The organism is Nannocystis punicea (assembly GCF_026965555.1).
In the GTDB taxonomy this organism is placed as follows: Bacteria; Myxococcota_A; Polyangia; order Nannocystales; family Nannocystaceae; genus Nannocystis; species Nannocystis punicea.
Map to the genome: position 1 here is coordinate 5,994,296 of NZ_CP114040.1, position 21,963 is coordinate 6,016,258.

At 71.8% G+C, this 21,963-nt stretch carries 19 protein-coding genes; 11 read left to right on the plus strand and 8 right to left on the minus strand.

All coding sequences use genetic code 11. The features are described from left to right. Nucleotides 1-121 precede the first annotated feature (121 nt). The 6 genes from O0S08_RS23130 (at nt 122) to O0S08_RS23155 (ending at nt 5,277) form a co-directional block, all read left to right on the plus strand. Nucleotides 122-562 (plus strand): hypothetical protein, encoded by a 441-nt coding sequence (locus O0S08_RS23130; protein ID WP_269041394.1) that lies wholly within the window; start codon nt 122-124, stop codon nt 560-562. 18 nt (nt 563-580) lie between these two features. Further along, a complete protein-coding gene (locus O0S08_RS23135) occupies nt 581-1,471 on the plus strand; it encodes a hypothetical protein (protein ID WP_269041395.1) in 891 nt (296 codons plus the stop codon). Nucleotides 1,472-1,569: 98 nt separating this feature from the next. Beyond that, a complete protein-coding gene (locus tag O0S08_RS23140) occupies nt 1,570-2,535 on the plus strand; it encodes a hypothetical protein (RefSeq protein ID WP_269041396.1) in 966 nt (321 codons plus the stop codon). A 138-nt stretch (nt 2,536-2,673) separates the two neighbouring features. After that, the gene (locus O0S08_RS23145) at nt 2,674-3,612 is read left to right on the plus strand and encodes a hypothetical protein (protein ID WP_269041397.1); all 939 of its coding nucleotides are present in this window, start codon (nt 2,674-2,676) and stop codon (nt 3,610-3,612) included. A gap of 88 nt (nt 3,613-3,700) precedes the next feature. Next, nucleotides 3,701-4,561, plus strand: coding sequence for a hypothetical protein (locus O0S08_RS23150; protein WP_269041398.1), 861 nt, complete (start codon nt 3,701-3,703; stop codon nt 4,559-4,561). A 131-nt stretch (nt 4,562-4,692) separates the two neighbouring features. Next, nucleotides 4,693-5,277 carry a hypothetical protein gene (locus tag O0S08_RS23155; RefSeq protein ID WP_269041399.1) on the plus strand — a complete coding sequence of 195 codons (585 nt, stop codon included), beginning with the start codon at nt 4,693-4,695 and terminating at the stop codon, nt 5,275-5,277. A 99-nt stretch (nt 5,278-5,376) separates the two neighbouring features. On the opposite strand, the gene O0S08_RS23160 is transcribed toward O0S08_RS23155, so the two are convergent. Then, nucleotides 5,377-6,519, minus strand: a complete 1,143-nt coding sequence (locus O0S08_RS23160) for a 6-phosphofructokinase (protein WP_269041400.1) — start codon at nt 6,517-6,519, stop codon at nt 5,377-5,379. A 50-nt stretch (nt 6,520-6,569) separates the two neighbouring features. Here O0S08_RS23160 and O0S08_RS23165 point away from each other — a divergent pair, with 50 nt between their 5' ends. Continuing rightward, complete coding sequence (locus O0S08_RS23165) at nt 6,570-8,549, plus strand: CocE/NonD family hydrolase (protein ID WP_269041401.1); 1,980 nt, start codon at nt 6,570-6,572, stop codon at nt 8,547-8,549. Between the two features lie 133 nt (nt 8,550-8,682). Here the strand turns inward: O0S08_RS23165 and O0S08_RS23170 are convergent, their stop codons facing one another. Then, nucleotides 8,683-10,098, minus strand: a complete 1,416-nt coding sequence (locus O0S08_RS23170) for an alkaline phosphatase D family protein (protein ID WP_269041402.1) — start codon at nt 10,096-10,098, stop codon at nt 8,683-8,685. Between the two features lie 90 nt (nt 10,099-10,188). On the opposite strand from O0S08_RS23170, the gene O0S08_RS23175 reads away from it, so the two are divergent. Further along, a complete protein-coding gene (locus tag O0S08_RS23175) occupies nt 10,189-10,980 on the plus strand; it encodes an alpha/beta fold hydrolase (protein ID WP_269041403.1) in 792 nt (263 codons plus the stop codon). Nucleotides 10,981-11,077: 97 nt separating this feature from the next. On the opposite strand, the gene O0S08_RS23180 is transcribed toward O0S08_RS23175, so the two are convergent. The 3 genes from O0S08_RS23180 to O0S08_RS23190 all read right to left on the minus strand — a co-directional run bounded on the left by O0S08_RS23180 (nt 11,078) and on the right by O0S08_RS23190 (nt 14,773). Beyond that, a complete protein-coding gene (locus tag O0S08_RS23180; RefSeq protein ID WP_269041404.1) occupies nt 11,078-12,382 on the minus strand; it encodes a hypothetical protein in 1,305 nt (434 codons plus the stop codon). Nucleotides 12,383-12,648: 266 nt separating this feature from the next. Then, entirely contained in the window at nt 12,649-13,905 is a 1,257-nt protein-coding gene (locus tag O0S08_RS23185; protein WP_269041405.1) for a vWA domain-containing protein, read from the minus strand. A gap of 4 nt (nt 13,906-13,909) precedes the next feature. After that, nucleotides 13,910-14,773 carry an AAA family ATPase gene (locus tag O0S08_RS23190; RefSeq protein WP_371879543.1) on the minus strand — a complete coding sequence of 288 codons (864 nt, stop codon included), beginning with the start codon at nt 14,771-14,773 and terminating at the stop codon, nt 13,910-13,912. Here O0S08_RS23190 and O0S08_RS23195 point away from each other — a divergent pair. Next, a complete protein-coding gene (locus tag O0S08_RS23195) occupies nt 14,772-16,358 on the plus strand; it encodes a L,D-transpeptidase (protein ID WP_269041407.1) in 1,587 nt (528 codons plus the stop codon). The genes O0S08_RS23190 and O0S08_RS23195 overlap by 2 nt on opposite strands. 196 nt (nt 16,359-16,554) lie before the next feature. Here the strand turns inward: O0S08_RS23195 and O0S08_RS23200 are convergent, their stop codons facing one another. Beyond that, the gene (locus O0S08_RS23200; protein WP_269041408.1) at nt 16,555-17,631 is read right to left on the minus strand and encodes a hypothetical protein; all 1,077 of its coding nucleotides are present in this window, start codon (nt 17,629-17,631) and stop codon (nt 16,555-16,557) included. Nucleotides 17,632-17,747: 116 nt separating this feature from the next. Here O0S08_RS23200 and tmk point away from each other — a divergent pair, with 116 nt between their 5' ends. Further along, nucleotides 17,748-18,371 carry a dTMP kinase gene (gene tmk, locus O0S08_RS23205; RefSeq protein ID WP_269041409.1) on the plus strand — a complete coding sequence of 208 codons (624 nt, stop codon included), beginning with the start codon at nt 17,748-17,750 and terminating at the stop codon, nt 18,369-18,371. 145 nt (nt 18,372-18,516) lie between these two features. Further along, nucleotides 18,517-18,822 carry a hypothetical protein gene (locus tag O0S08_RS23210; protein ID WP_269041410.1) on the plus strand — a complete coding sequence of 102 codons (306 nt, stop codon included), beginning with the start codon at nt 18,517-18,519 and terminating at the stop codon, nt 18,820-18,822. Between the two features lie 454 nt (nt 18,823-19,276). On the opposite strand, the gene O0S08_RS23215 is transcribed toward O0S08_RS23210, so the two are convergent. Both O0S08_RS23215 and O0S08_RS23220 read right to left on the minus strand, forming a co-directional pair. After that, complete coding sequence (locus O0S08_RS23215; protein ID WP_269041411.1) at nt 19,277-21,403, minus strand: serine/threonine protein kinase; 2,127 nt, start codon at nt 21,401-21,403, stop codon at nt 19,277-19,279. A gap of 317 nt (nt 21,404-21,720) precedes the next feature. Next, nucleotides 21,721-21,897, minus strand: a complete 177-nt coding sequence (locus O0S08_RS23220; protein ID WP_269041412.1) for a hypothetical protein — start codon at nt 21,895-21,897, stop codon at nt 21,721-21,723. Nucleotides 21,898-21,963: the final 66 nt, after the last annotated feature.

Here is a 21,963-nt window from a genome sequence, read left to right on the forward strand (position 1 = left end):
AGCGCCTCGAGTTCCTCTGCACCCACTTGCCCTGAGGTGTGCGTCCCCGCGGTCACCGACGTGTCCCTTCAGACAGGTCGTCCCGGCATCGCCCGACACGATTGCCCGGGCCCTCGCCGAGGTGTCGCACCACGACCCCGCACAGGCCCGCGGACCGGTCCGCCAGGCTCGGACCGCGATCGGACATCGGCCCAGTTGCGCCAGTTATTCTTCAAAAACTACCATTCGTTTTATTTCTTTTGGCAAAAACATGGGGCACAATGAAGACGAGATGTCAGTTTCACGCCGTACGCGCACCGCCACCATCGCGCGACTTTGTGTCTGGACCGGCCTGTTCGTCGCCGCCGCGACGCACCTGACGGTCGAGCCGAGCCGCGTCTCCGCCAACCCCGAACCGGCCGCCCGCGTCGAGCCGCTGAAGCGGCCCCTCGCGGCTGCCGAAGAGGACATGTCCTTAAGGGCAGCCTTTGAAGCCGCCGGCGCGATCGCCCTGTCGACCCGGCCCTATCCGACCTGCCCCTTCGACCAGGCGTGCGACTCGCCCGACGAGGCCGCTCGCTGACCGCAGGACCGTTCGGACATGTCCCGAAGGGCAACCGCGCTCCTCCTCGCCTGCGCCTGCGTCCCCGCCGCCGACGCCCCGGGGACGAGCGCGACCGACACCATCATCACCACGAGCATCGCCACCACCGGCACCACCGCCACGACCTCGGCGGCGCCCACGACGACGACCGCGACGAGCACGAGCGAGGCCCTGACCTCGGGCGGCGTCACCTTCATCCAGCCGCCCGACGGCGGCGGGAGCAAGGAGTGCGACCTCTTCGAGCAGGACTGTCCCGAGGGCATGAAGTGCTCCCCGCACTCCGCCGACGGCGACAACGCCTGGGAGACCCTGAAATGCGTCGACGTCGTGCCCGCTCCGGCCGGATTCCACGAGCCGTGCCAGCTTCTCGGCGTCCCTGCCAGCGGCGAGGACACCTGCGACGAGGGCCTGATGTGCTGGTTCACGCAGTCGGACACCGGCGTGGGCATCTGCCTGCCCCACTGCACCGGCTCGCCCGACGCCCCCGTCTGCGCCCCCGGCAGCCGCTGCTCGAGCACCTTCCCGGGCGAGGACATCCTCAGCCTGTGCCTCCCCTCCTGCGACCCCCTCGCGCAGGACTGCCCCAACGGCGGGCCCTGCACCCCGTGGGACGAGGAGTTCTGGGGCTGCTATTCCGACGACAGCGGCGACGAGGGTCAAGCCTTCGACCCGTGCGTGCACGTCCGGGCCTGTGATCCCGGCCTGACGTGCGCCGAGCCCGAGCTCGCCGACGAGTGCGATCCGCGGGCGAACGGCTGCTGCCTGCCGTACTGCGACCTCGACCTCCCGAACACCTGCCCCGGCCAGGGCCAGGCCTGCGTCGCCTGGTACGTGCCCGGCCAGGCCCCGCCCGGCCTCGAAGACGTCGGCCTGTGCGCCCTCCCGTGACCACGCACGAGCGACCGCCACCTCTATCTGCTCCAAAAAACATGTCCTGAAGGACATGACCTTATCACCACCTGCACCTTTCACCAGGACCGACCCTCATGTCTCGTCGCCCGCGCGTCCTCCTCCCGCTCGTCCTCGCCGCCTGCGTCGCCCGCCCCACCGGGGACACCGACGACGCGCCCACCGGCGGGCCCGCGACGACCACCACCGGCGATCCCGAGCCCGGCACCTCCGGGGGCACCACGACGGCGTCGACCACGGCTCCCGGGACGACCCTGCCGCCGCCCACCACCACCGATCCCACGACCGCGTTCCCCACCACCGGCGAGCCCGCTCCGACCACCGAGGCCCTCACCACCACGCCGTTCCTCCCCGCGCCGGACTTCAGCAACCCCAACGAGTGCGACCCGTGGATCGAGGACTGTCCCGAAGGACAGAAATGCATGGCGTGGGCCAGCGACGGCGGCAGCAGCTGGAACTCCACCAAGTGCGTCGACATCGTCCCGGACCCCGACGGCCTCGGTGAGCCGTGCAGCGTCATCGGCTCGCCCGTCAGCGGCGAGGACACCTGCGGCAAGCACCTGCAGTGCTTCTTCGCCGACCCCGACACCCTCCAGGGCACCTGCCTCGCCATGTGCGTCGGCTCGCCCGACAATCCCGACTGCGAGCAGCCCGACGCCACCTGCGCCCTCTCGGGCGACGGCGTGCTCATCCTTTGCGTGCCAGACTGCGACCCGCTCGCGCCCGACTGCGGACCCGGCGAGGTGTGCGTCTCCAACAACGGCTCGAACTTCACCTGCGTCTTCGACGCCAGCGGCGACGAGGGCCAGCTGTTCGACCCGTGCGAGTTCATCAACGCCTGCGACCCGGGCCTCGCCTGCGTGAACTCCGAGCTGGCCGGCGAGTGCGACCCCGACGTGTTCGGCTGCTGCCTCCCGCACTGCGACCTCACCGCCCCGCCGTCGTGCCCCGGCGCGGGCCAGGAGTGCCTGCCGTGGTTCGAGCAGGGCCAGGCCCCGCCCGGCCACGAGGACCTGGGCGTGTGCGGCCTGCCACCGCCCTAGCCTTTCGAACAGGTCCGATTCACCATGTCCTATCCATCATGTCCCTATGAATATGTATTGACGACCATGTCCGAATCTACATGTCCTTCTCGCCGCGCCCCCGACGGCCCGGCGACTGGAACTACGGAGTTTATCGCCATGTCCACCCGAATTCTCGCGCTCCCCCTCTTCCTCCTGCTCGCCTGCGGCCCCAAGGTCGGCGAAGACACCGACGGCCCGCCCGTCGGCAGCGAGCCGACCGACGGCAAGACGACCCCGGGCATGCTCGACAGCTCGAGCTCGAGCGGCACGACGAGCCTCGGTCAGACCACCGCCGACGACCCGTCGGCCGGCACCACCGGCGATCCGCCCGGCGTCAGCACCAGCACCAGCGGCGTCGAGAGCACCACGCTCCTCTTCCCCGTCGACCTCGGCGGCGGCGAGTGCGACCCGTTCGCCGACGACTGTCCCGAAGGCCAGAAGTGCAGCGCCTACGGCGACCCCGGTGAGAACGGCTGGCACTTCGTCAAGTGCGTCCCGATCGCGCCGCAGCCGGGCCAGGCCGGCGATCCCTGCACCGTCAGCGGCGAGGTGAACTCGGGCATCGACTCGTGCGACGAGCACCTCCAGTGCTTCTGGATCGACGACGAGCTCACGGGCACCTGCGTGCCGTGGTGCGGCGGCACCCCGCAAGATCCGACCTGCGCCGATCCGGAGAGCTACTGCGCGGTGTCCGGCGACAGCGTGCTGAGCCTGTGCCTGGCGACCTGCGATCCGCTGGGGACGGACTGCCCCGAAGGCCAGGTGTGCGTCCCGGTCCCGATCGAGGACGCGTTCACCTGCGCCCCCGACCTCAGCCTCGACGAGGGCCAGGTGTTCGACCCGTGCGAGTACGCCAACGTCTGCGACCCGGGCCTCGCGTGCGTGACCGCCGACCTCGCCGTCGAGTGCGATCCGATGGCGCCCAACTGCTGCCTGCCGCTCTGCGACCTCTCCCAGCCCAACACCTGCCCCGGCGCCGGCCAGGAGTGCGTGCCGTGGTTCGAGGATCCGGCGCCCAAATACGAGAACCTCGGCCTCTGCGCGCTGCCGCAGTGAGCCGCGTTTTGCCGGCCGCCGGCGCGCCGCGACGGCGTTCATGGCCCCCCGCTGCGCCCGGGCGGCGGGGCGCGCTACACTGGCGATCGTGCGCTCCCCGGTCGTCGTCGTCCTGCTCGCCTGCGCCTGCGCCGGGAAGCCCGTCGGCCCCGCGGGCACCACCGCCGATGGGACCTCGACCACGAGCGGCGGCGAACAGCGCTGGACCACCGAGCCGCAGGAGCCGACGACCACCGGCACCACCACCACCGGCACCACCACCACCACCACCGGCGCGAGCGAGCCGGAGCTGCCGAGCGAGGGCTATCACTGCGATCCGCGGCGGCAGGACTGCCCTGCGGGGCACAAGTGCGCCCCGTTCGCGTCGATGATGGCGGACGACTGGAACGGCGCGCGCTGTGTGCCGCTCGCCGGCGATCCCGCGGAGCTCGGCGAGCCGTGCGAGACCGAGGACTACGCCCACAGCGGCATCGACGACTGCGGCCTCGGCCTGATCTGTTGGTACTTCGAGAGCGCCGCCGACCTGCACGGCCGCTGCCTCGGCCTGTGCGGCGAGGACGACGGCTGCGTCGATCCGGACGCGCGCTGCTACGAGCAGCCGGAGGCCAGCTTCCTCTGCTATCCCCTGTGCGATCCGCTGGCGCAGGACTGCCCGCCGCCGGCGACCCTGTGCGTGCGCTCGAGCGGCGTCGACGGCTTCCTCTGCCGCTACGCGCCCGCGGGCGAGCCGGCGGGTGCGGGGATGCCCTGTGCCGGCGAGACCGACTGCGCGCCGGGGCACGTGTGTGATTTGGCCGACCTCGTGAGCGGCTGCGCGGGCGAGCGCTGCTGCGCCCCGCTCTGTTCTTTGAGCCAGCCGAGCTGCCCGGCCGAGCTGCCGCAGTGCCTGCCGTACGACGCCACGCCGCCGCCCGAGTACGCCGACGTCGGGGTCTGTCGCGCGCCATGAGGTCGCCGCCGCGCCGCCCGCCGCGCGCGCCCGCGGGCGGAACGGCCTGTCTCTTCGGACATCTCGGACGCGCGGCCCCCGCGCCGCGATCGTGTTAAACTGCCGCCGCAATGATCGCCGGCATTTCGCCCATGGCCCTGCTCCTGAACGCCATCCTCGCGGCGCTGGCGGGCTTTTTGCTGGGCAACCTGTGGTACCGCCACCGACGCGCGCTCGACCGCGACCGGGCCCGCTGGTCGAGCCTCGCCGAGCGACGCGGCTGGCACCTGGTCGAGCGCGCCGGCGGCTTCGCCGTCATCGGCAACGCCGACCAGGTCGCCTTCCACCTCAGCCAGGGCGCCCTGGCCCACGGCGACCTCGGCGTGTTCCTCGAGGCCCGCATCGACCGCAGCCCGTGGGTCGTGATCGAGGTGTTCGCCCTCAGCTCGCCGATCGCCTACACCGCGCGCCGCCCCGGCGACCGCGTGCGCACCGGCGACGACGCCTTCGACGCCCGCTTCGCCACCCACGCCTCGCCGCCGCGACGGGCCGCCGCCCTGTGCGACGGGCCGCTGCGGGCCGCGCTCGAGGGCCTGCCGCGCCCCTACCTGATGGTCCAGAACGGTATCGTCGTGCTGATCTGGCCGTGGGACAAGCTGCCGACCGACGCCCAACTCGACGCCGCACTGGCCGTCCTGCGGGCCCTCGCGGCCCACGCCGCGCCGGCGAACTCCTGAGGCCACGCCGGCGGTCCCCGAGGACATGTCCTGGCCGACATGTCACTAGCGACATGTAGTCCGGGACATGCCCATAAAGACATGCCCCTGGGGACAGCCTTAGAACGGCTGCTCAGCGCTGAGCATCAGCCGCTGCGACAGCTGGTACAGCTCGCTGTCGCGGGTGACGAGTCTGGGCGAGCGCTCGATGACCTCGTCGAGCGGCGTCAGGATCGTCTGCGGCCCGCGGCAGCCGACCATCACGTCGCCCTCGACCGGCGGCTGGCTGTCGAGGCGGCCGATCTGGGCCACGTCGGCGGCGCCGGAGCCGAGCAGACCGGCCAGGGTGTTGTCGAGCGCGGTCGGGCTGCCGCCGCGGGCGATGTGGCCGACCGAGTTGATGCGGACCTCCATCGGGTGGCCGAGGTGCGACTCGATGGCGGGGTCGGACTCCAGCTTGCGCTTCAGGCCCTCGCACCAGTCCTCGCCGGCGCGGCGGCGCACGCCCTCGGCGACGACGATGATGAAGTAGCGGTAGTCGCGGCGGACCCCGGCGTCGAGCGAGCGGACGATGCGGTCGTGGTCCCAGGTCTCCTCGACCTCGGGGATGGCGACCACCGCCGCGCCGCCGGCGATCGCCGACTGCAGCGCCAGCCAGCCCGACGTGTTGCCCATGACCTCGAGGATGATAGCGCGGCGGTGCGACTCGATGGTGTCGCGCAGCTTGCGGATGGCGTCGACGACGTTGTTGAGCGCCGTGTCGTAGCCGATCGAGTACTCGGTGCCGTGGAGGTCGTTGTCGATGGTGCCGGGGATGCCGATGACGCGGAACGGCCGGCGCGGGAAGTGCTGGCGGAACGCGTCGCCGATGATGCGGGCGCCGCGGAACGAGCCGTCGCCGCCGATCACGATGAGGTTGTCGACGCGCATCTGGTAGAGGTTGATGGCCGCGACCTTGAGGAAGTCGTCGCGGGCCGCGACGCGCTCGGCGTAGCTGGGGTGGCCTTCCGCCGGCAGCAGCAGCTCGGGCACGCGGCCGGTGCCGATGAAGGTGCCGCCGCGGTGGATGATGTCGCGGACCGCCCTGCGATCGACGTTGCGGTCGGACGACGAGTCGAGCCGGCGCGCGAGGCCGCGGAAGCCGTCGCGGAAGAACACGATCTCGCAGTCCGGGTCGCGCATCTTGAGGCAGCGAAAGGCCGCACGAACGGCCGCGTTCATCCCGGGGGCGTCGCCCCCGCTCGTCAGAATTCCGATGCTCATGGGCTGCTCTTGGGCTGTCCGCCGCGCGGAGGCCGGAGTATACCGGAGCGGTGAGCGTCGCCCAGCGTGCCTCCGCCGTGGCCCTCGCCCTCGCGGCGTGCCGACCCGCCTACACCGTCCAGAAGCCCGCGGACGCGGCTCCCTGCCCTGAACCGGGCGTAGCAGCGTCCGCCGCCGCGCCCGCGCCGCCCGAGGCCAAAGGCCCGGCCGTCGCCGCGTATCTGGCCGCCAACTACACCAAGCGCGAGGTGCGAATCCCGATGCGCGACGGGGTGCACCTGCACACGGCGATCTACACCCCGAAAGACACCTCGAAGACGTACCCGATCCTGCTGAAGCGCACGCCGTACAGCTGCAGCCCCTACGGCGAGGACAAGTTCCCCGAGCGGATCGGCCCGAGCCCGATCTTCCTGCGCGCCGGCTACATCTTCGTCGACCAGGACGTCCGCGGCGCGTTCATGTCCGAGGGCGAGTTCGTCAACATGACGCCGCACCTGGCCCAAAAGTCAGGTCCGAAGGACGTCGACCAGAGCACCGACGCCTACGACACGATCGCCTGGCTGGTCGCCAACGTCGCCGGCAACAACGGCAAGGTCGGCCTCTACGGCATCTCCTACCCCGGCTTCTACGCCGCGGCCGGCATGATCGATCCGCACCCGGCGCTGGCCGCGGTCAGCCCGCAGGCGCCGATCGCCGACTGGTGGTACGACGACTTCCACCACCACGGCGCGTTCTTCCTGCCGCACACGTTCAACTTCTTCGCCTCGTTCGGCAAGCCGCGGCCGCAGCCGACCACCCAGTGGAGCCGCCGCTTCGACCACGGCACCGGCGACGGCTACCGGTTCTTCCTCGACACCGGCCCGTTGAAGAACCTGCAGGAGCGCCACCTGCACGGCGAGGTCGCGTTCTGGAACGAGATGCTCGAGCACCCGAACCGCGACGAGTTCTGGCAGAAGCGCGACCTCCTGCCGCACCTGCGCAAGGTCGCCCCCGCGGTGATGGTCGTCGGCGGTCTGTTCGACGCCGAGGACCTGTACGGCCCGCTCAACATCTATCGCACCGTCGAGCAGAACGCCCCCGGCGCGTTCAACATCCTCGTCATGGGCCCGTGGGGCCACGGCGGCTGGTCGCGCACCGACGGCGACCGCCTCGGCGACATCGAGTTCGGGGCCAAGACCTCGCTGGAGTACCAGGAGCGGCTCGAGCTGCCGTTCTTCGAGCACTTCCTCAAGGGCGTCGGCGCCCCGCCGGCCGGCGACGCCCACCTGTTCGACACCGGCGCCCGCCGCTGGCAGGCGTTCCCCGCCTGGCCGCCGCAGGCTGGCGCGAAGGACATGTACTTCGGGGAAGGCGGCTCGCTGGCCGAGGATGTCCCGAAGGCCAGGTCCGGGTTCGACCAGTTCGAGAGCGACCCGGCCCGGCCGGTCCCCTTCACCCAGGAGATCGCCAGCGGGATGACGAAGGAGTACATGACCGAGGACCAGCGGTTCGCCGCCCGCCGGCCCGACGTGCTGGTCTACGAGACCCCGCCGCTGGCCGAGGACCTGACGGTCGCGGGCCCGGTCGAGGCCGAGCTGTGGGTGTCGACCACGGGTACCGACGCCGACTGGATCGTCAAGCTCATCGACGTCCTCCCGGGCGACACCGGCGCGACCAAGGGCGAGCGCGACGAGGTCAAGTACGGCAAGCTCGGCGGCTACCAGATGATGGTCCGCAGCGAGGTGGTGCGCGGCCGCTTCCGTGACAGCGCGGAGAAGCCGGCCCCGTTCGTGCCCGGGAAACCGACGAAGGTCCGCGTCCCCCTGCTCGACGTCCTCCACACCTTCAAGAAGGGGCACCGCGTGATGATCCAGGTCCAGAGCACCTGGTTCCCGCTGGTCGACCGCAACCCGCAGACCTTCGTGCCCAACATCTTCAAGGCCGACGCCCGCGACTTCAAGAAGGCCACGCACAAGGTCCACCGCGCGGCCGCCCACGCCAGCCGGGTGCGCCTGCCCGTCCTCGGCGCGGCGCCGGCGGCCGCGAAGTAGGCGTCACGGCTGCCGTCCACGATGCGGGCGCACTGTCGGCGCCGGCTCCGTCACCATGTCCTCAGCGACATGCTCCTTGGAGCATGCTCGTTCATGCATGCTCTGCAGGACATGCCCTGCCGGACAGCCGGCCTCACGCCCGCTTCTTGAGCACGAAGGTGGTCTGGCACCACTCCGGCTGCGGCGTCGCCAGCGGGGCGGCCACTTTCGGCCTGGTGTTGCGGGCGACCGTCTTGGTCGTCAGGTCCATGAAGCAGGCGGTGACTGCGATCCCGCCGGCGTCGGCGGGCGCGAGTTTGATAAAGGCGATCGTGTTGCTGATCTCGGTGCCGAAGTGGTACGCGCGCAGGTTCGGCGGGCCGGAGGGGCCGCCAGGATAGGCCAGCGGGAACGTCAGGATCCCCTTGTCCTGCACGTCGAACGCCTGGGCGCCGATCGACTCCATGGTCGGGATCATGCACGCCGGCGAGCTGACGAGCTCCCACACCTTGCGGTCCTTGGCGGTGTCGAGCTCGAGCAGGCGGCTGTGGTGGACGTCGCCCGAGAGCACCAGGACGTCGTACGGCGCGTTCGTCAGCGCCCGCCAGATCCGCGAGTACTCCGCGGAGAAGTCGGGCGGCTGGAAGTCCATCCAGTTGCCGCGGTCGATCCACAGCGGCTGGCCGAAGATGGCGATCCCCGGCGCCTCGAGGTTGGCCGCCCAGCGCTCGAACGCCGCCAGCTCGGCCTCGGTGGTCATGCGCGGGCTGGCCGTCTTCATGACCGTGCGACCGGCCCGCAGGTCGAGGGCGAAGCACGACACCGGCGGGATGTCGAAGCGGTACGACAGGCCCGAGCGCGCCGCGGGCGGCGGGTTCAAGACCGCCTGAAACAGCTTGAGCGAGCCGAGCGCGGCCGCGGTGTAGTCGGCCCGCGCGTTGCCCATGCTGCGCGCCAGGTGCACCTGCCACTCGGGGTAGTTGTTCCACAGCTCGTGGTCGTCCCACAGGCAGAAGGTCGGCAGGTACGACAGGACGTCGGCGTAGCCGCCGCGCCAGTAGTACTGCAGATAGCGCCCGACCGTCTCCTCGGCGCCGCTGCGCGCCTGCCCGGGCGCGGCGCCGACGTCGACGTAGATGTTGTCGCCGACCAGCAGCTTGGCCGCCAGCGGCCCGTAGCCCGGCGCCGACTGCAGCACCTGCAAGTAGTCCTTGTGGCGGCCGAACGCCTCGTAGTAGCAGCTCGCCAGCGCCAGCGAGATACCGGTCTTCGGCAGCTGGGCCGGGAAGGTCTTGAAGTGCACCGGCCGCTCGCTGCCGGCGCGCAAGTGATAATCCGCGCCCGGCCGCAGGCCCGCGGCCTCGCACACCCACAGCGACAGGCCGGCCTTGCGGACGTGTTGATCGATGCGCGAGTCGCCGGCCGCGTGCGCGCGGACCTGCAGCGCCGGCGCGGGTCCGCCCTGCAGCGCCTCGATCGTCAGGGCCGGCGGCGCGTCGCCACCGTCGGAGATCACGAGCGCGCGTAGACGATCGGTGCTGACGGCGCCTGGGATGATGCGTACCGGCACGGAGGGCTCGTCACTTCACGGTAACGCAGGCGTCGCTACGGCTCAACCGGGACTTGCCTCCGCACGCGACGTCGTGGCACGCACAGGGTCGTGCCCGCGATCGTCCGCGATGGTCAACGCGTGGTGTTCGACGAGCTCGGCCGCAGCGGGTCCCGCGTCGTCGTCCTCGCGCACAACTTGCTGGCGCACCGCGGCAGCTTCACCGCCGTGGCCGCGCGACTGGCCCCGCGCGCGCACGTCGTCAACGTCGACCTGCGCGGCCACGGCGACAGTCGCGGCACCGCGCGCGCGTTCTCGACCGCCGATCTGGCCGCCGACCTCGCCGCCGTCCTCGACAGCCTGGCCGCCCGCGACGCGATCGTCGTCGGCACCTCGCTCGGGGCCGCCGCGGCCGTCGAGCTGGCGCGCGCGCGCCCCGAGCAGATCGGCGCGCTGGTGCTGACCGCCGCCAACCCGTACACCGCGAGCGCGCGCGACCGCCTGACCTTCGGCGCGCTCGCCACGATCCTGCGCACTCTCGGCCCCGCGCCGGTGCTCGCCAGCGTCCTCGCCGGCCTGCACGCGCCCGACGCCGCCGCCGACGTGCGCGGCGCGACCACGGCCCACCTGCAGGCGATGGACCGCCGCGACATGGCCCGCGCGGTCCGGTGCTGGGTGGCCCGCCCGGCCCTGCTCGACGGCCTCGGCGGGCTGCGCCTGCCTGTGCGCGTGGTCGTCGGCGGCGCCGATTCGCCGGCGCTCGCGGCCGCCGGGCGCGTCCTGGCCGACAGGCTCGGCGCCGATCTGCGCACGATCGCCGGCGCCGGTCACACGGTCCAGGCCGAGCGCCCGGCCGAGGTCGCGGCGATCGTCGAGGAACTGCTCGTAGAGACAGGTCCATGAGAGCATGTCGAAAACAACATGCTCTCGAGAACATGCGCGATCGAGCATGTCCTCGAGAGCGTTCGATCGACGGCCCTTTTTCGGCGCCGATGGCGGCTCACCAGGTCGGCGGCGGCAGCGGGGCGCCGACCTGGAAGCGCGGCGCGCCGGTGGCCTGATCGACGGCGAGCAGCATGCCGGGCTTGAAGACGTACAGGTTCTGCGTCGGCGATCCGGCGTGCGAGGCGAGCAGCAGCGAGCGCGTGTAGGACCAGTTCTCGGAGAAGTCGGGCGACACCCGGGCCATGTCGCCGCGCCAGACGCTGCGCGCCCACTGCAGCTCGCCGGTGCGGGCGATCGAGGCGACGATCTCGGTCACCTCGGTGCGCTGCTCGACCTTCTTCGCCTCGAACGAGGTCGACGACGGGTTGTTCTGGGCCGTCACGTGGCGGTACTCGGTCATGTCGAAGAAGGCGCGCGGCCACGACAGCTCGAAGCCGACGATCGAGGGGTTGAAGTCGATGCCGCCGGAGTACTGATCCGGCAGGGTGACCATCCGCCACTCGTCCTCCTCACGGAACACCGGATCGCTGATGTGGATCATGACGGATCGCTTGGGGTCGCCGTCAGTGGTCCGCATGTCGGAGCACCACTCGTTCCCGGTCCGTCGCATCTTGGACTTGTTGTACTTGCCGCAGACCTCCGGCGGATAGCCGCGGACCCAGTCGTCGGGCGCGTACGGCGTGGGGTCGGCGTGCGCGTTCTGCAGCGCGCTGATGATCTTCAACTCGGTGCCATGGCCGGCCGGCAAGCACCCCGCCGGCCGATCGCTGCGCACGTCGGCGAGCACGCCGGCGGCGCTGAGCATGACGCCGCCGTCTCGATCGTCGGCGATCGAGATCCAGAAGTCGCCGCCGACGAGGCACGCGGCGCCCGTCGCCGGCGGCACCTGCGACGGGAAGTTGCCGGTCTTGACCGAGGCCCCGCCCTCGGCGACGAGCATCCACGTGCGATTCCCGGCCACGAGATAGACGCCGGGACCGGCGAGCGTCAGCGGCACCGCCGGCACGAGCTCCTTGATCCGCCAGCCGTCCTTGCGCACCAGGTCGGCCGGCACGGGTCCGGTCGAGACCTGCCACAGCACGCGCCCGCTGGCCTCGTCGAGAGCGACGAACTTGCCCTCGGCGCCCTCGTGGACCCATCCTGCGACCTTGCCGTCGGCGGTGCGCGCGGGGATCGAGGCCCAGCTCGCGCCGGTCAGGACGACCGGCGCGGGGTCGAAGGCCGGCACGGACCAGGTGTCGACGACCGGGCCCTTCAGCATGGTCTCTTCGTAGCCCTCGGCCCACATCAGCGGGCACGCGATGGCCATGACACCGGTCACGCCGCCGATGATGAGTAAGATGCGCAAGCCGTTGTTCACGGCCGCGACTATAGCGGCGACGCGCGCGCGAGAGGGCGCAGCGCCGCCGCGAACGCATCACGTCCCTCGCACCGGCCGCGCGATCTCGCCAGGTCATGGGTCGTTTCGGGTTCAGCTGGCCGCGCCCGAACCGTCAGGCCTGATCCTGTCCCCGCGGACAGGTCGCCTCGATCGTCCACGGCCCGACGAACCCCGGCTCGGCCTGTCCGAACAGCCAGGCCGTGCGCGGCGCTCTCGACCTGGCCGAACGACCAGGTCGCAGATCCTCAGGCCGCCCGCGCGAGCCGCTGGATCAGCATGCGCCGCTCGGCGCTCACGGTGGGCCGGCGGAGGAACTTGACCATGTCGTCGAGGCCGGACAGCGTCAGCTGGAACATCGGGAACACCCGCGCGATCTCGGCGATCGTGCCCGAGCGCCACAGGCCCGGCTGCTCGGGGTTGAGCCACACCGAGCGCGGGAAGCGGTCGGCGATCCGGGCCAGCCACGACAGGCCGGAGGGGCCGCGGTTCGACTCCCACCAGTCGCCGCTCGTCATCGTCAGCTCGCCCGGGTGCATGTACGCGTCGCCGACCAGGATGACCGTCCACTTGTGGTCGAGCTCGCGCAGCAGGTTGCTCGTGAGCACCGGCTTGCGGAACTGGGCGTCCTCGTAGACGCGGCCGTACACGCAGTTGTGGAAGTAGTACGAGCGCAGCTCCTTGAACCGGCCGCCCTGGTGGGCCGCGCTGAACAGGCGCGAGACCAGGTGCGCGTGCGGGTCCATGCTGCCGCCGACGTCGAGCAGCAGCATGGTCCGCACCTGGCTGTGGCGCTCGGGGGTCAGCACGACCTCGATGTCGCCGCAGTTGCGCGCGGTGGCGTCGATGGTCTCGTCGAGGTCGAGCTCGAGCTTGCCGTCCTCGCGCGACAGCCGACGCAGGCGCCGCAGGGCCGCGGCGATCTGGCGGGTGTCGAGCACGACGTCCTTGCGGAACTCCTGGAACCGGCGCGCGTCGGCGACGGCCAGCGCCGAACGCCCGCCGCCCTGCCCGCCCACGCGGATCCCGGCGGGGTTCTGCCCGCCCTGACCGAACGGCGAGGTGCCGCCGGTGCCGACCCACGTGTTGCCGCCGTCGTGGCGCTCCTTCTGCCGCTTGAGCCGGTCGAGCAGCTCCTGCCGCAAGGTCTCGAGGTCGAGCTCCTTGAGCGCGGCGCGGGTGGCCTCGTCGAGCTCGGCCAGCGCCTTCGGATCTTGCAACCACGCCTCGACGCCGGCCAGAAGCCCGCGCAGGTCGGCCTCGACGCCGCGGAAGACCTGGCCGAACACGCGGTCGAACTCGTCGTAGTGGACCTCGGACGAGACCAGCAAGCAGCGCGCGACCTGGTAGAAGCCGTCGAGCGAGTTCTGGTGGAGGCCGCGCGACAGCGCGTCGACCAGCGCCAACCAGTTGTGGGTGCTGACCGGCACGCCGCGCGAGCGCAGCGCGTAGAAGAACTCGAGGAACAGCGCCCCGCCGGGCGACTCGTATGGCGTTGCGAACATGTCCTTAAGAACCTGTCCTTGCTTTCAGGCGGCGGCCGACGTTGTCGATGTCCTGCTCCTTCTTGAGCAGGGTGCCGAGGAAGGGGATCTTGGCCCCCAGGAGCTTCGCGGGGTCGATCCCCGAGAGGCGCAGGGCCGACAGCCAATCGATGAGCTCGCTGGTGCTCGGCGGCTTGCGCAGACCTTCGACGGCGCGCAGGGTGTAGAACGCCTCGAGCGCGCCGGCGAGCAGCTTGTCCTCGACGTCCGGGTGGTGCACGCGGACGATCCGCGCCATGAGCGCCTTGTCGGGGAACTCGATCCAGTGGAACACGCAGCGGCGCAAGAAGGCGTCGGGCATCTCCTTCTCGTTGTTGCTGGTGATGATCACGATCGGCCGCTGACGGGCTGCGACGACGGCGCCGGTCTCGGGGATGGTGAACTCCATCGCGTCGAGCTCATGGAGCAGGTCGTTCGGAAACTCGAGGTCGGCCTTGTCGATCTCGTCGATGAGGACCACGACCCTCCGCTCGCTGGCGAACGCGCGGCCGAGCGGCCCCATACTGATGTAACGCGAGATGTCGCGCACGTCGCCGTCGCCGAACCGCGAGTCGTGCAGGCGCCGGACCGCGTCGTACTGATACAGTCCGTCCACCGCTTTCGTCGTCGATTTGACATGCCAGCGCTCCAGTGGACACTCGAAGAAATTGGCGATATCTCGCGCCAGAAGCGTCTTCCCGGTGCCGGGCTCGCCCTTCACCAGCAGCGGCCGACCGAGCGCCACGGCGACGTCGACCGCGCGCGAAAGTTCGGGGGAGACGATGTACTCGGAAGTCCCTGAGAAGCTCTGCACTTCCGAAGAGCTTGCCACGAGCGACCCCCCGATCATGTCCGTCCCCCGCGTACGAACCTCACGCCCCGCCTGGCTGGCCGCCCTCGCCGGCTTCGCGCTGCCGATCGGCCCCACCGTCGCCCTGTTGACGTTCGGGCCCAGCTGCGACGACGACGGCGACGACGACGCGGTCGCGGCGGTCGCCCGTCCGGACGCCGCCCGCGAGGCCGCGCACGCGGACGAAGAGGCGGAGGCCGAACCCGGCGACGACGCCCCTGCCCGGCCGATCGCGGCCGCCGACCGCGGCGACGCGCCGCGAGCGGTCGTGCCCGAGCTCGCGCCTCCACCGCGCCCGATGGGCATCCGCGGGGCCGTGCGGACGATCGTCACCTACGCCGCGCCGCGCCACGGCAGCGACCTGCGCGGCCGCATCGACGGCGGCCGCACGTTCGCCATCTATGAGCTGGTCGAAGGGACAGATTGCCCCGGCGAGGGCTGGGCCCGCGTCGACCACGACAGCTACGCCTGCCTCAAGCACGCGGTCGCCGACGAGCGCGAGCCGGTGCCGCAGCCGCGGATCCCCGAGGGCCTGCTGGTGCCCTTCATCTACGCCAAGCCGAAGGCCGATCGCCAGGGCAACCTGCTCTTCGAGGTCCCGCGCTTCAAGAGCAAGTTCGCCCTGACGCAGGGCGCCGAGCCGCTCGAGATCCTGGCGGCCAATCACCAGTACGCGTTCGTCGAGGAGCTCCAGATCCCGGGCCACGGCAAGGTCATGCTCGACGCGGACGAGCAGGTGGTGCCGCTCGAGGGGCTGAAGTTCGAGAAGCCGAGCGAGTTCTCCGGCCGCGAGCTGGCCGTCCGCCCGATCCCCGCCGGGCTCGCGGCCGCGTGGGCCGTCTCCCGCGAGGCGCTGCTGCGGCGCAAGCCGAGCCTCAAGGCGGAGATCGAGGGCCAGCTCGAGTACCACCAGGCGCTCGACGTGAAGCCCGAGCCCCTGCGCGGCGGCGGAGCCCGCTGGTTCGAGATCCCCGACCACTTCGGACCCGGGGTCCCGGCCTACGTCGAGGCCGACAAGCTGCGGCTATGGCTCGCGGGGCCGGCCCTCGACGACATCGGCGACGACGAGACCTGGGTCGACGTCGACGTCGGCGCGCAGACGCTCGCGGTGATGCGCGGCCAGCAGCCGGTGTTCGTCACGCTGGTGTCGAGCGGCACCGGCCACAAGCCCAACACCGCCACGCCGCGCGGCGTCTACCGGATCCGCAACAAGCTCGCCTACGGCCCGATGCGCAACCGCCCCGAGGACGCCGAGGACTCGCCGTATCACGTCGAGGCGGTCCCGTGGGTGCAGTACTTCTACCGCCGCTTCGCCCTCCACGGCGCCTACTGGCACGACGGCTTCGGCCACCGCAAGAGCCACGGCTGCGTCAACCTGTCGCCCCGCGACGCCCGCTACGTGTTCGAGCGCACCGGGCCGCGGCTGCCGGCCGGCTGGATGACGGCCTACGAGCACGGCGACCACCCCGGCAGCGTGGTCCGCGTGCGCAAGGGCCTGGAGCCGTCGCCCGACCGCCGCACCGAGGTCGAGCCGACCGGCGAGGACGAGCTGTTGATCGCCCGCGCCGATCCGGCGGGTGCCTGATCGGACACGTCGAAAAGGACATGTCCCGGGCGACAGGTCGCTCGGGACATGCTCCTGAAGGCATGTCGGAAGAGATCGGCCTGCGGGCGCCGCGAGCTCGGTCTCGCCGGGTGACGCGACTGCCCGTTGGGACATGCGCGAAGAGCCCTGGCCGTAAGGACAGGGCTCTTCAGGCTTTCCGAAGTTCGCCGCGGCTTCAGTTGGGCGGCGGCGGCAGGTCGCCCAGGCCTTCGCGCGGCGGCTTGCTGGGCTTGATGATCTTCTTCGGCTCCTCCTTGGGCGGCTCGGGCTTCGGCGTGGTCTTCTTGGGCGTCGTGGTCTTCTTGGGCGTCGTCTTGGCCGGCTCGGCCGGGGGCGGCGTCGTCGCCGGCGGGGTGGTCGCGGGCGGCGTCGTCGCCGGCGGGGTGGTCGCCGGCGTCGTGGCCGGCGGGGTCCCGGCAGCAGGCGGCGTTCCGGCGGCCGGCGGCGTCCCGGCGGGGGTCCCCGCAGCCGGCGGCGTCCCTGCGGCCGGAGGCACTCCGGCGGCGGCGGGATCGGCGGCGGGCGGAGTTCCAGCGGTCGCGGCGGGCGGCGCGGTCTCGGCGGGCGCGGCGTTGACGGTCTCTTCCGTGGCGCTGCCGCCGAGGAACGCGGCATAGGCTGCGCCGCCGCCGACCACGAGCACGCCCACGAGCACGATCAGCCACGACGGCATGCCGGGGCTGAGGTTGCTGGCCATGCGCTCGGGTCGCTCGCGCGACAGGTCGGGCATGCTGTCGAGGCTGCCGACGAAGGTGCGGCCGCCGGCCTCGGGCTTGGCGTGGGCGCCCGTGAACTCGAACACCGTGCGCGAACCCCCGGTCTGCAGCTCGTCCATGCGGGCGTTGCCGGGCGGCGGCGGGACCGGGCCCGACTGCGGGTGATGGTGCACCTGCTGCATCGGCTGCTGCGGCACCTGTCCCTGGGGATAGGCGCCCTGTCCCGGAGGATAGGCGCCCGGCGGGTACTGGCCGGGCGGGTACTGGCCCGGCGGGTACTGGCCCGGCGGGTACTGGCCCGGCGGGTACTGACCCGGAGGCGGCTGGGCGGCCATCGGCACCTGTCCCTGGGGATAGGCGCCCGGCGGCGGATGCTGCGCCTGCGGGTACGGCTGCTGCGGCGCCGCGCCCGGGTGGGGCTGCGAGGACCCGGGGAGCTGCACTGCCACACCGAGCTGTGCGGGCACGTACTGCGGCTGGGCGGGGTTCTGCGAGCTGCCCAGCGGTACAGTGGAGGACGGCGGGTGCTGATTCACAGGCGAAGACTCCTTGGGCCGGAGCGAGTGTGCCACGCGGGCGGTCCCTGAGCGAGGAATCCGCGTCCGTGGCGAACGCGCCAAGGCGCGCGCGACTTTTGCTAGGCTCGCCCGCGATGCGTGAGTCAGGCGGACGTTTCATCGCCATCGAGGGGATCGACGGGAGCGGCACGACGCTGCAGACGCGCGCGCTGGCGCATTGGCTCCGACAGCGCGGCCATGAGGTGCTCGAGACCCGTGAGCCCAGCGGCGGCCCGATCGGCAGGCTTATCCGTGAGCGCCTCCACATCGACGCGGAGCCCATCGACCCGGCCGCGCTGGCCCTCCTGTTCGCCGCGGATCGCCTCGAGCACATCGCGCACGAGATCGATCCGGCCCGCCGCCGCGGCAGCGTCGTCGTGTCCGACCGCTACCTCCTGTCCTCGCTCGCGTACCAGTCGCTCGACTGCGATCTCGACTGGGTCCGGTCGATCAACCACGCGGCCCCGGCGCCCGACCTCTACATCTTCCTCCGCGTGCCCGCAGAGGTGGCGTTCGCCCGCGTGCAGCGTCGCGCCGCCGAGGGCGCCGCGGCCAACGAGCGGTTCGACGCGCTCGACCTGCAGCGCCGCGTCGCCCGCCTCTACGACGCCGCCCGCGAGCGCGGCGACCTGGGCGAGATCGTGGTCCTCGACGGCACCCTGCCCCCCGATCAGGTGACGGCCCAGATCGGCGAGGTCTGCGCCCAGCGCGGGCTGTAGTCGGGGTTCGACGAGCAGGAGATCGGCACCCTGCCCGTGTTCGGCCCGCTGCCCGAGCGGCGGTGCCGCGGAAGCACGCCCCACCGGCGCGCGGGCCGGGCGACCCCGTTGCGCGGCGCCACGCCCGCGGACTACCATGCCGCCGATGATCGACTACGCCGTGCTGTGCAGAGCCATCGAGGACTGGAAGGCGGGCCACGCCGTCAACATCCCCGCGTCGAGTCCCCCGCCGGTCGCCACCGACCCCGTGGTCGACAACTACGAGGGAGTCGACGCCGACGAGGAGGTCGTCGAGACGGACGTCGACACCGGTGAGGGCGAGGTCGAGAGCGAGGGCGAGGTCGAGAGCGACGTGGAGAACGACGTCGAGGTCGACGCCGGCGAGGGCCAGCAGCAGGACCGCACGATCGTGTACCAGCTGCCGGACGTCGACGAGGAAGAGCAGGCTTGAGCCTGGCGGATTGAGCATGTCCGCATGAGCATGTCCCCAGGGGCATGTCGAAACGGACCTGTGACGAAGGGCCTGTCCTCCCGGACAGGCCCTTCGCGCTCGAGCAGACGCGTGGCCGGCCGACATCGCGTCGATGCTCCGACACCTCCGAGCCGCGCTGGCCTGCTTGAACCCTGCGACGTGCCTCAGGCGCCGCGCGGATGCCCCGGTAGCCAGGCTCGCTCGCGGTCGCTCGGTCGCTTCCTGGAGGTCCACGGGAATCGCTAGCCGATGGGCCCGCACTCGTGAGCGGCCAGTGAAGCGTGAACGAGCACTCCGTCGACGACGTAGTGGCCCGTCGCGCGATGTCTCGCCAGTCGATGCCGGCGAGCCCATCGTGCGTAGCGCCGGCTCCGCAAAACGACGAGAGCGCCCGGCAGCGGCTGCCGGGCGCCCTGCCCTCGCCTGCTTCGGCTCAGGAGCTCGTCAGAGCCATCACGGCGATCGCGGCGATCACCAGCACGACGATGACGATGATCAGCACCTTCGAGCCGCCGCCCGTGCCCTCGGCCGCCTCGGCGGTGGCGAACACCGACTCGGGCGGGGTCGACGGCGGCGCGGCCGACACGGTCGGCTTGGCCGGCTCCGGCTGCGGCTTGGGCGGAGGCGTGAGGCCGCCGAAGTCGAAGCTCGAGTTGCCGGCGAAGCTCGGCAGGTCGGGCGGTGTCTGCGGAGCGGCCTCCGCGGGGGCCGGCGGCTCGGACTCGGCGCTGCGGAAGCGCGAGCCGAACGAGGTCATCTCTTCTGTCCCCGGGGACAGGTCGGCGGACGGCTCCCCGGCGCGCGGGCGGGCCTGCGGAGCCCCGGCAGTCGGAGCGAAGGCGACGACGGTGCCCGAGTCGGTGGTGACCTGGCCGTCGTAGAACTCGGGATCGGACGCCTGGGGCTCGGCCTTCGGCTCCTCCTTGCCCTGCAGCTCGGCCTCCATGAACATGGTCCAGCCGCGCGAGCTCGGCGTGCCGCCGGCAGCCGCGGCGGCCGGTTCGGGGGCCTTCTCGGGCGTCGGCGCGGGGGCCGGGGCGGCGGCCGTCGGCGGGGGCACGCCGGGCAGCGAGTCGTTGAGCTCCTCGAGCATCGTCCAGCCGCGGACGGTCGGGCTGGCGGGCGCCGGGGCGCTGGCGGCTGCGGGCGTGGTGACCGCGAGCGCGGCCGCGTCGGCCTCGGGCTCGTCCATGATCATCGTCCAGCCGCGCGTGCTCGGCTTGACCTCGCCGCTCGAGGCCGCCGGAGCCGCCGGCTGGGCGGGCGCCGGCGCAGGCGTGGGCGCAGCCACGGGGGCAGGCGCCACGGGAGCCGGGGCGACCACGGGCAACGGACCACCGACGGGCACCCCGGGGGCACCGGCGCCGCCGGACTCGCCGTCGGTGGCCTCCATGAACATGGTCCAACCGCGCGTGCGCGGCTTGGCGGACTGCGCCGCGGCAGCGGGCGCCGCGGCCGGAGGCGCCGCCAGGTTGGGCGCGGACAGCGTCGGCGGGTTGACGCCGGGCGGCGCGAAGGTCGGCGCACCCAAGCTGGGCGGCGCGACGCCAGGGGGCTTGCCGATCGTCGGCGGGGCCAGCAGCGGCGGCGCGCCGATCTTGGACCCGACCGGCGGCGGCGCGCCGAGCACCGGCTTGGCGGCCGGCGGCGGCGCGACCGGCTTGGCGGGCTCGGCTGCGGCGGGTTCGGGGGTGGGCGCAGCCGGGGCCGCGCGATCCGGGTTCGACGCGTCGGGGTCGTGCATAGAGTCGTCCTGCTCGCGAGGGTCGCGCGGGAAGTCGTGGACGATGTCGCCAAGATCCCCGAGGAACTTGGACAGCGCCGGCCGCGCCTTGGGGTCCTTCGCCAGGCCCGCGAACAGCGGCGCCGGCATCGAGCTCTCGGGCGGGAGGCTGGCAGCGTGCTGCAGCAGCGCGGTGCCCGTGTCCTCGGTCATGAACAGCGACTCGCCCTTGAGCAGGCGGTACGTCAGCGCCGCGAGGTTGTACACCAGCGTGCGCTCGTCGATGTTCTTGCCCTCGACCTGCTCGGGCGCGATGCAATCGATGGCGCCGAAGCTGACGCCGCCCTGCGGGTCGCCGACGGCGAAGTTGAAGAGGCGGATGTCCTGGCCTTCGCGCAGGATGGAGTCGGCGCCGAGGTTGCGGTGGACCACTCCGACCTTCTGCGCGGCCGACAGCGCGACGGCGACGTCCTGGACGATCTGCGCGACCTCGGCCGGCGAGAAGCTGCCGACGCTCGACAGCGGCGACCCGGTGAGGCGCTCGTGGACCTCGTAGATGCCGCCCTGCGGCATCTTGCCGGTATCGATCACCCGCACGATCTGGGGCGACTGGACCTTCTCCAGCTGCCGCAGCTCGCGGAGGCTGCGCTCGAGCGCCACGGGCGAGACGAAGCAGCCAGGCGTGTACACCGTGACCTCCACCCGACCGCCGCTGAGGTCCGTGGCCTCGTAGCTCACGCTGCCGCCGCGCTCTCGCACCACCGCGCCGAGGGTGTACGTCCCGTCGATCACTGTTCCCGGTGAGAGAGTTGGCGCGCCGGTCGTCGCTGTCGTCATGGGTTCTCCAGCAGGGGGGGAAGTCGCGCTCCGAGACTATGCGCTGCTAGGTAGTTGATCAAGCGCACAGCGGGCCCGGCGCCCGGCGCCTCGGCGACCTTCGCATGGTTTCACTCGCGACGAAAATCGCGAGACCGTGCGACCCCGCCCGTGAACCCTGCGAACCGTACGCTGTTCGCGGAACCGCCCGCCCGATCGAGGAGATCGGGCGCACGGCACCGCGGACCACGGACTCGCGTGGAAGCACTCGGCGGCGTCACCGCGGCGATCTCGCGCGCGCAGGTGTGCGCCGGTTGTCTGCAGGCTGAGCGCGGGGCTCAACCCTTCGCCGGCGCGGCGCTCTTGGGCGCCGGCTTGCCGGGCTCGCCGAGAGCCGCGAACAGCTCCGTGGCGGAAAGCGTGCTGTGCTTGCCCAGCTTCATCTTGCGGGCATGACCAGCGTTCTTGGTACGACGAGCGCGCTTGCGCTTGGTGACTGCAGTGAAGGAAGCCATCGCGGAGGGTCCTGTTTGCGGGAGGCGGAGGGATAACCGGGCTTATCGGCCTTGTCAACCGCGCGC